This is a genomic window from uncultured Thiodictyon sp., from assembly GCF_903828115.1.
GTDB lineage: Bacteria > Pseudomonadota > Gammaproteobacteria > Chromatiales > Chromatiaceae > Thiodictyon.
Window position 1 is genome coordinate 1 of the sequence record NZ_CAIKKU010000851.1, and the last position, 7,228, is coordinate 7,228.

8 protein-coding genes are annotated in these 7,228 nt (G+C 66.2%); 5 read left to right on the forward strand and 3 right to left on the reverse strand.

Features of this window, described 5'->3' with window-relative positions:
* The 5 genes from QZY48_RS31855 to QZY48_RS31875 form a co-directional block, all read left to right on the forward strand.
* A partial coding sequence (locus QZY48_RS31855) for an energy transducer TonB (protein ID WP_295438260.1) occupies nucleotides 1-529 on the forward strand: 529 nt, incomplete at its 5' end.
* 94 nt (nucleotides 530-623) lie between these two features.
* Nucleotides 624-1,187 (forward strand): YqgE/AlgH family protein, encoded by a 564-nt coding sequence (locus QZY48_RS31860; protein ID WP_295438262.1) that lies wholly within the window; start codon nucleotides 624-626, stop codon nucleotides 1,185-1,187.
* Nucleotides 1,188-1,619, forward strand: a complete 432-nt coding sequence (gene ruvX, locus QZY48_RS31865; protein WP_295438263.1) for a Holliday junction resolvase RuvX — start codon at nucleotides 1,188-1,190, stop codon at nucleotides 1,617-1,619. It begins immediately after the preceding gene.
* Nucleotides 1,620-1,882: 263 nt separating this feature from the next.
* A complete protein-coding gene (locus tag QZY48_RS31870; protein WP_295438265.1) occupies nucleotides 1,883-2,980 on the forward strand; it encodes a hypothetical protein in 1,098 nt (365 codons plus the stop codon).
* Entirely contained in the window at nucleotides 2,958-4,988 is a 2,031-nt protein-coding gene (locus QZY48_RS31875) for an Hsp70 family protein (RefSeq protein WP_295438267.1), read from the forward strand. Before QZY48_RS31870 ends, QZY48_RS31875 begins: the two co-directional genes overlap by 23 nt.
* 246 nt (nucleotides 4,989-5,234) lie before the next feature.
* Here the strand turns inward: QZY48_RS31875 and QZY48_RS31880 are convergent, their stop codons facing one another.
* The 3 genes from QZY48_RS31880 to QZY48_RS31890 form a co-directional block, all read right to left on the reverse strand.
* On the reverse strand, nucleotides 5,235-5,531 hold the full coding sequence (locus tag QZY48_RS31880; protein ID WP_295438269.1) for a DUF2845 domain-containing protein: 297 nt from the start codon (nucleotides 5,529-5,531) through the stop codon (nucleotides 5,235-5,237).
* A 49-nt stretch (nucleotides 5,532-5,580) separates the two neighbouring features.
* The gene (locus tag QZY48_RS31885) at nucleotides 5,581-5,778 is read right to left on the reverse strand and encodes a type II toxin-antitoxin system HicB family antitoxin (protein WP_295438270.1); all 198 of its coding nucleotides are present in this window, start codon (nucleotides 5,776-5,778) and stop codon (nucleotides 5,581-5,583) included.
* A 579-nt stretch (nucleotides 5,779-6,357) separates the two neighbouring features.
* Complete coding sequence (locus QZY48_RS31890; protein ID WP_295438271.1) at nucleotides 6,358-7,074, reverse strand: hypothetical protein; 717 nt, start codon at nucleotides 7,072-7,074, stop codon at nucleotides 6,358-6,360.
* Nucleotides 7,075-7,228: the final 154 nt, after the last annotated feature.

Here is a 7,228-nt window from a genome sequence, read left to right on the forward strand (position 1 = left end):
CCCGCAGCCGCGGCCGGCGCCCAAGGTCCCGGAACCGCCCCCGCCTCGGCCGACGCCCGCAGCCCAACCGGCACGGCCCGTGGATGCCGCCCGCATCCTCCAGAGCCGCGACCAGGAGATCGCCCGCCTGACCGAGAGCCTGCAGGCACGCTCGGCCGCCTACGCCAGTCGCCAGCGGCGCAAATCCATCAGCGCCAGTACGCGCGAGTTCCGGTACGCGAGCTATCTGGGCGCCTGGGCGCGCAAGGTCGAGCGCATCGGCAACATCAACTACCCCCAGGCGGCCAAAGACCAGCACCTCTACGGAAACCTGATCCTCAGTGTGGCGGTGCGCGCCGACGGCACCGTGGAGCAGGTGCGGGTGGTGCGCTCCTCCGGTTACCCACTGCTCGACCAGGCCGCGATCCAGATCGTCCAACTCGCCGCCCCCTACTCCGCCTTTCCCCCGGACATCGCCGCCGAGACCGACGTGCTCGACATCGTGCGCACCTGGCAATTTCTGCGCGGGGGCAAGCTGGCGTGGGAATAGGAGCCCGGGCGTCCCGCCCGGGATACACGCGCGGGCGGGACGCCCACACTCCTTTCGACTTGCCTCCCCCCCCGGCGCACGGGATACTAGCCCCATGGGCTTCACGACCTCACTCACCAACCACTTCCTGATCGCGATGCCGGGTCTCCAGGACCCGAATTTTTCGCGCACGGTCACCTATGTCTGTGAACACACGGACCAGGGGGCCATGGGCATCGTTATCAACCGCCCCACCGAGGTGACCCTGGGCGAACTGCTGACCCAGCTCGACATCCCCACGCGCCTGACGGCGGTGCGCAAGGTCCCGGTCTACCAGGGCGGACCGGTGCAGACGGACCGCGGCTTCGTGCTGCATAGCGGCGGACCTGCCTTCGACTCCACCCTCAACATTACCGACGCGATCAGTGTCACCACCTCCCGCGACATACTGGAGGCCATCGCCGGCGGCGAGGGGCCGCGGCAGACCCTGATCGCCCTGGGCTACGCCGTCTGGGGCAGCGGCCAACTGGAGCAGGAACTGAGCGCCAACGCCTGGCTGAGCGGCCCGGCCGACGACCACATCATCTTCCGGCTCGCCGCGGACGGGCGCTGGCTGGCCGCCGCCAAGCTGCTCGGGATCGACATGAACCTGTTGAGCGGCGAGGCCGGGCACGCCTAGGTGCCGACATTGCTTGGATTCGACTTCGGCCCGCGCAAGATCGGTGTCGCCGTCGGCCAGACCGTCACCCGCTCTGCTACCCCCTTGACGACACTGCGCAGCCGCGGCGAGCGCCCCGACTGGCCGGGGATCGAGGCCCTGGTGCGCGAGTGGCAGCCGAGTGCAGCGGTCGTGGGCCTGCCCTTCAACATGGACGACACCGAGGTCGACTGGTCACCCCGCGTCCATCGCTTTGCCCGCCAGCTCGAGGGCCGCTTCGGGCTGCCCGTGCACCTGATCGACGAGCGCCTGACCTCGATCGAGGCACGCCGCGAACTCAGCGCCCGGCCCGGCTTCAAGGGCGGCGCCGGCGAGCGGCACCTCGCAGTCGATGCCCTGGCCGCGGCCCTGATCCTGGAGACTTGGCTCGCCGAGCAGCCCCGAACCGACTAGCCTGAGCCGGTAGGATGGGTAGAGCGCAGCGAAACCCATCATTTGCGCTTGCGGGCCCGCAGCGGTCCGCGCAGCGGACCCTACGGCCCCGGTCATCGTCTTCAGCGCGCTGGGGCACCGACAGGCGCACAGGCAGGCGCCATACTCCACGTTTGGACCCACGCGGCGGCGGCGCGCCCTCGTCGACGCGCGGCCTTGCCTATACTGAGGGGCGGCACCCCACCGGGCGGCGGCGCCCCCGGTACATCAAGAGAGGAAATCCCGTGTCAGTCATCATCGAAGAGGCCATCCGCGGCTGGATGGCGGCAAACCGGGGCCTGCGCGAGCAGGCCACCGCGCAGGGGGTCGAGCGCTTTTTTGCCGCCCTGGGGGACGGCGACGCCCTGACCCCGGCCCAACTGGAGCGGGCGGTCGCCGCCGCCCGCGACGCGGTCTTTGCCGCGCTCACGACCGACGCGGTATTGGATCGACTCCCCACCCCGCCCCAGGGCGCCGGTACCCGCGAGGCCCTGCGCAGCCGCTGGTACGGGCTCAACCCGGCCTGGGTGCTGCCCGGTCCGCCGACGGCTGGCCGCGCACTCTCGGCGCGGCACCTCGCCGCGGCCGCGGCCGCCGGCAGTGTGCTGGGGATGCTGGTGTTCGGGACCCTGCTCAACCTGAGCCTGGATATGCGCGCCTTGGGGATGCTGATCGGCGCCCCGGCCGGTGCCGCGGGGGCACTGTATGCCGTCGGCCGGCTGACGGAGAGCAAGGCCCTGCGGACGGCGCTCAAGACCCTGCTCGGGGTGGCCGGGGCACTGGACGTCGCGCGCGTCGCGACCCTGGGCCTGGTGGGGCTCTGGGGGCGCCTCGCCGGGATGGGGCTGCTGCGGCGCATCCTGCTGTACCCGGGGGTCGTGGCGCTCCTCGCCTTCACCCGCGGCAGCGCCCACTACGACCGCGGTGGCTACCGGGACTCGATCCGGGACCTGATCCGACAGTGGGTCGAGTGCTCGGCACTGTTGCTGTGCAGCCTGTCCAGCGCACCGGTCGCGGAGCCCAAGGCCGTGGTGCTGGACAAGAACCTGGCGCGGGCCATCGCCGACCTGCACCGTGCCGACCTGCCGGACCTGCCGACGGCCGCCGAGGCCCTGTTGCTGGAGGGGCGCCGCCTGGGGCTCGCGGGCCTCACCGAACCGGCACGCTTCACGGCGGCCGAGCGCGCCGGGCGCTCGCGCCTGCGCTGGGGTCCGGAACTGGCGCAGCGCTACCGCCCCTTCGGCCTGATCGAGGAGGGCGACACCGTCATCGTCGAGGACGAGCCGGTGATCCAGAACGACTGCGTCTTGGAGAAAGGTCTTGTACGAAAACAACGTTCCTAACGCACTCCGGATCGCGGCACCGTCGGTCCGCCCGACGCTGGCGATCGACTTCGGCACCTCCAACACCTATGTGACCAAGTGCGCGGGGGACCGGGAGGAGCCCGTCGGGGTGGACTTCGGTGACGGCCGCGACGGGCTGGCCACGGCCATCCTCTACCGCGACGGCAAGGAGCCGCTGATCGGCAACCAGGCCCTGGAGGAGTTCGGCGACGGCGCCGCCGACCACCCGGACTATCAGATCCGTGCCCAGTTCAAGCCGGACCTTGCCAGCAGCGCGGAGGCACGCCGCAACACCCGCGACTTCCTGGCCGGCGTACTGGATGTCGCCCGGCACCAGCACAAGGACATCGACCCCTTGCAGCGCCAGGTCATCTTCGGCGCCCCGAGCGAGGCGTCCGCCGAGTACCGCGACCTGCTGTGCGCCGCGGCCCGGGAGGCGGGCTTCGGCGAGGTCCGCACGGTGGACGAGCCCAAGGGGGCCATCTACTTCCACCTTCAGCGCAAGGACATCACCCCCGCCGAGGCGCTCAAGGGGGCACTGGTCGTGGACTTCGGCGGCGGCACCTGCGACTTCGCGCTCCTGGTGCGCGGCGAGGTGGTGCACTCCTGGGGCGACATGCACCTGGGCGGGCGCCTGTTCGATGACCTCTTCTACCAGTGGTTCATCGAGCAAAACCCGGGCGCGACGGCGGCGATGAGCCGCGAGCGCGCGGAGTTCTTCGTGCTGGCCGTGCGCTGCCGGGAGGCGAAGGAGAAGTTCTCGCTCGCCATGGCGCTCGACCCGTCGCAGCCCTTTCGCAAGGCGATCGGCGAATTCGGGCGCATCAGCGAGGTGACCTGGGAAGCCTTCCTGACGCGGGCGCGCCGCTACCGGCCGTCGCACACCTTCGCCGACTATCTTCGGACCATGAATCCGCTGGCCTATGAGCAGTTGCTGGCCGGCGCCGCGGGGCTCGACCTGCTCGACTGGTTCCGCCAGACGCTGCGCCTTGGGCTCACCAATGAGCGGGTGCGCCTCCAAGAGCCAAGCTGCGTGATCCTCACCGGGGGCAGCAGCGCCTGGCCCTTCGTCGCCACGATCATCAAGGAAGAACTGGCCCACTTTGCGCAGCCCCCGCGCCTGGTCCACAGCGACCGGCCCTATGTCACCGTCTCCCAGGGACTCGCCATACTCCCGGCCCTGCAGGCGCGCCTCACCGCCTCCCAGAGCGGCCTGCGCACCGAACTGCCGGTCTTCATCAGCGAGCGTATCAACCCCCTGCTCGAACGCCGTCTGGACGAGGTGGCCGAGCGCATCGCCGAACAGGTCGCGGTCGGGCTCTTCGACGAGGGGATCGCACCCATCCTCGCGCACTTCCGCCAGGAGGGCGGCTCGGTCGCCGCGCTCAAGGCACAGATCGCCGCCCAGGCCGCCGCCTTTCAGCCGCAGATCGAGACCATCGTGACGGGCCAGATCGCCCGGGTTTTAAGCGGCGTGGCCGCCGACACCACCGAACTGATGCGCGACTGGTACCGCCGCCACCGGCTTGTCTTCAGTGCCGGACTCACCCACGAGGACCGGGCGATGACGACAGAGGCCGAGCTGCGCATCGCGGACCCGCGCATCTTCGCCGAGATCCAGGACGTGGTCTTTGCACTCTCCACCACCATCGTCGCGGTGCTCGCCGCCGTCATCAGCGGCGGGGCCGGCACGGCGCTGATCATGGCCGGTCACATGGGCCTGCTGCTCGGCGCGCTGATCGGCCTCATCGCCGGCGGACTGGTCCTGGCCTATGGCGTGGAAGAGGCCCGGCGGCGCGCCGAGTCCTGGGAAGGCGCCCCCCGCTGGCTCATCGCCCGAGCCCTCACGGACGAGAAGATCGCCGGCCTGCGGGCCGACATCAAGGCGCAGGTCGCGGAGAAGGTCCGGGCCCAGGCCGACAGTGCCCGCACCGCACTGGAAGACCAGATCCGGGGCCAGGTCGAGCAGGAGATCGAGAACCTGTCGGCGATCAGCAATTTCCTGTAAGCGGCTTCTTTAGAGGTGACGCGCATGGCTGTTCCTGCCGCTTAGTAGCGAGTCAAGAACAAGTTAAGCACAACGCAATCGTTGTCGTTGTCGTTGTCGTTGTCGTTGTCGGAGAAGCGATGCAATTTGGCTTGCCGGCGAATCCGGGGCGCTACGACAACCTCGATTACGACAACGACAACGACGCGACAAGCATTCCCCAATGAACTCAGTTAACTTATTAGTGAACCGTTCCTGACCGCGGTCTCACTGGCGCCTTGCGTCGATCTTGGTTACCTTATCATCGACCGTGTCCACCACGTAGATCCAACTGTTGTCGATGCGATCCTGATAGGTGAAGCGCTGTCCTATCACATAGCCCTGGCGATTGACGATGTTGGATTGATACAGCGGCTTGCCGCATTTGCTCAACAGGGCGGCAGCCGAATCTCCCTCCAGGATCAGGTTGCCGTCCTGACAGCGAAACCCCGCGTTCGCGGTGAGCGGTAACGCGAGGGCAACGAGAACGCAAAGGCAACCGAGTCTTGCTTGCTTACGCAACATTTTTTTCTCCGCAGTCTTGGTGACTGACGCCCGGATAGTTTGGCATCGCTTAAGCCGCCACCTCGACCTGACGCACCATCTTCCCCCGACTCAAATCATTGACGACAGGAAGATATTCCGTTATCGCATCCGCGATGTTTTCCAAAGCCTCCGCCTCGGTCTCTCCCTGCGAATGACAGCCGGGAAGCCCGGGCACGGACACGGCGAAACCTTCTTCAGATTGCTCAAGTACGACGCTGTATTTCATACCTAACGCCCTCGCAGCAGGTGGCCCCCGACGCTCGGGGAACCACGGTTGTCACGCCCTTTCAGGGCTAAGAGTATTACTGCACGCAAACCCAGGGCGTTGCCCTGGGCTGGTATGTGTGACCCCGTTGGGGTCAATCGTCCCGCCAAGACGCCTTGGCCTCGCGTGCGAGGGTGCATCGCGGCACAACGTCGCCCGTTGGCACGTCGATACGCCTTGGCCTCACGTGCGCGGGCGTATCTCTAACATCGCCGCGACCGTCAGCCCCGAAGGGGCGTTACATACCAGCCCAGGGCAACGCCCTGGGTGGTCCGTTGTCAGAGATCTTAGCCCTGAAAGGGCGTGACATCGGCAGACCAGATGACCTGCTGAGTTCCGGCAAAAATTACCTTAATTATAATCAAAAAGGGGTGGGACAGCCAGGTCGGGATGAGGGACGAACCTCAACATCCCTAGCGTCGCGCTGGGGTTCCTTCGTCACCCCGACCCACCGCCCTCATCGCCGCGACCGTCAGCCCGTTAGGATGGGCAGAGCGCAACGCTGCCCATCATTCGGCACCTGCCGACGCGAGCGAGCGGTCAGGGATCGCCTCGGATGATCATGACATAGAGATTCGCGCCACTCCAGAAGCCTTCCTGCACGGCTGGCTCAAGTGAGTCCCATGCGCGTTTGAGCAAACCCTCCGGTGAAGCATCGCAGGCAAGTAGACATGCAAATTCGTAGTCCCAAGCAGGCCGGCTGTTGGTCTCTTCAATCTTCGGTAGTGCACGATAAAAGAATGTTTGATAGATATTTCTGACGAGTTCGGCTTCAGCTTTCGCAATACTGCCAGATTCAAAGTATTTACCTTCAAATACTATAGAATAGGGACAAGGAAATCGGATTGCAAAGTCTGGACAACTTCGGTGCAGTGCACTTGCTCTCCCGCTCTGCCATTGCGCCATAACCTTGGCAGGGTCCTGAGGAAATGTCTTATCGAAAGGGTGAGGCTCCTTTCTGGCTGGCGAGGCAGAACACATCTCACGCAGATGCCGGAAGTTCTCCGAGAGCAGCGCAGATCTTGCCTGTGCGTCACTCAAGCCGCAGAGTAATTGGAGGTCCTGGTATAGCCGGGGAATGGCGTAGGTGTTGAGGAACGCCGTTTCAGGGGTACGCAGATATGGCGCGCCATCGGCACCTTTAGCCGATAATGCGATTTCGCGTACGTTTGAACGAAGTGATGTCACAGTCGGCAACTCGCTGTTCAGAGAGCGCTGGAATTGCCGCAGAAAGTTGAAGGCGGAGGCTTTGTGCATCTGCGAGACCTAACCGGTGAGAGCGACAGAACCGTTTTTCTTCTCTGCGTCTCCGCGCCTCTGCGTGAGACTCTTTAAGAAGACTCACGCGGAGACGCAGAGGGGACAAAAGCCGGCCTTGGTTATGGTTGCACGCGGCGGCAATCGGTCCGCA

Excerpts from the sequence above, each read along its gene's own strand:
- QZY48_RS31860 (WP_295438262.1), top strand. The coding sequence starts at position 624 with ATGGGCTTCACGACCTCACTCACCAACCACTTCCTGATCGCGATGCCG.
- QZY48_RS31890 (WP_295438271.1), bottom strand. The coding sequence starts at position 7,074 with ATGCACAAAGCCTCCGCCTTCAACTTTCTGCGGCAATTCCAGCGCTCT.
- QZY48_RS31880 (WP_295438269.1), bottom strand. The coding sequence starts at position 5,531 with ATGTTGCGTAAGCAAGCAAGACTCGGTTGCCTTTGCGTTCTCGTTGCC.
- QZY48_RS31885 (WP_295438270.1), bottom strand. The coding sequence starts at position 5,778 with ATGAAATACAGCGTCGTACTTGAGCAATCTGAAGAAGGTTTCGCCGTG.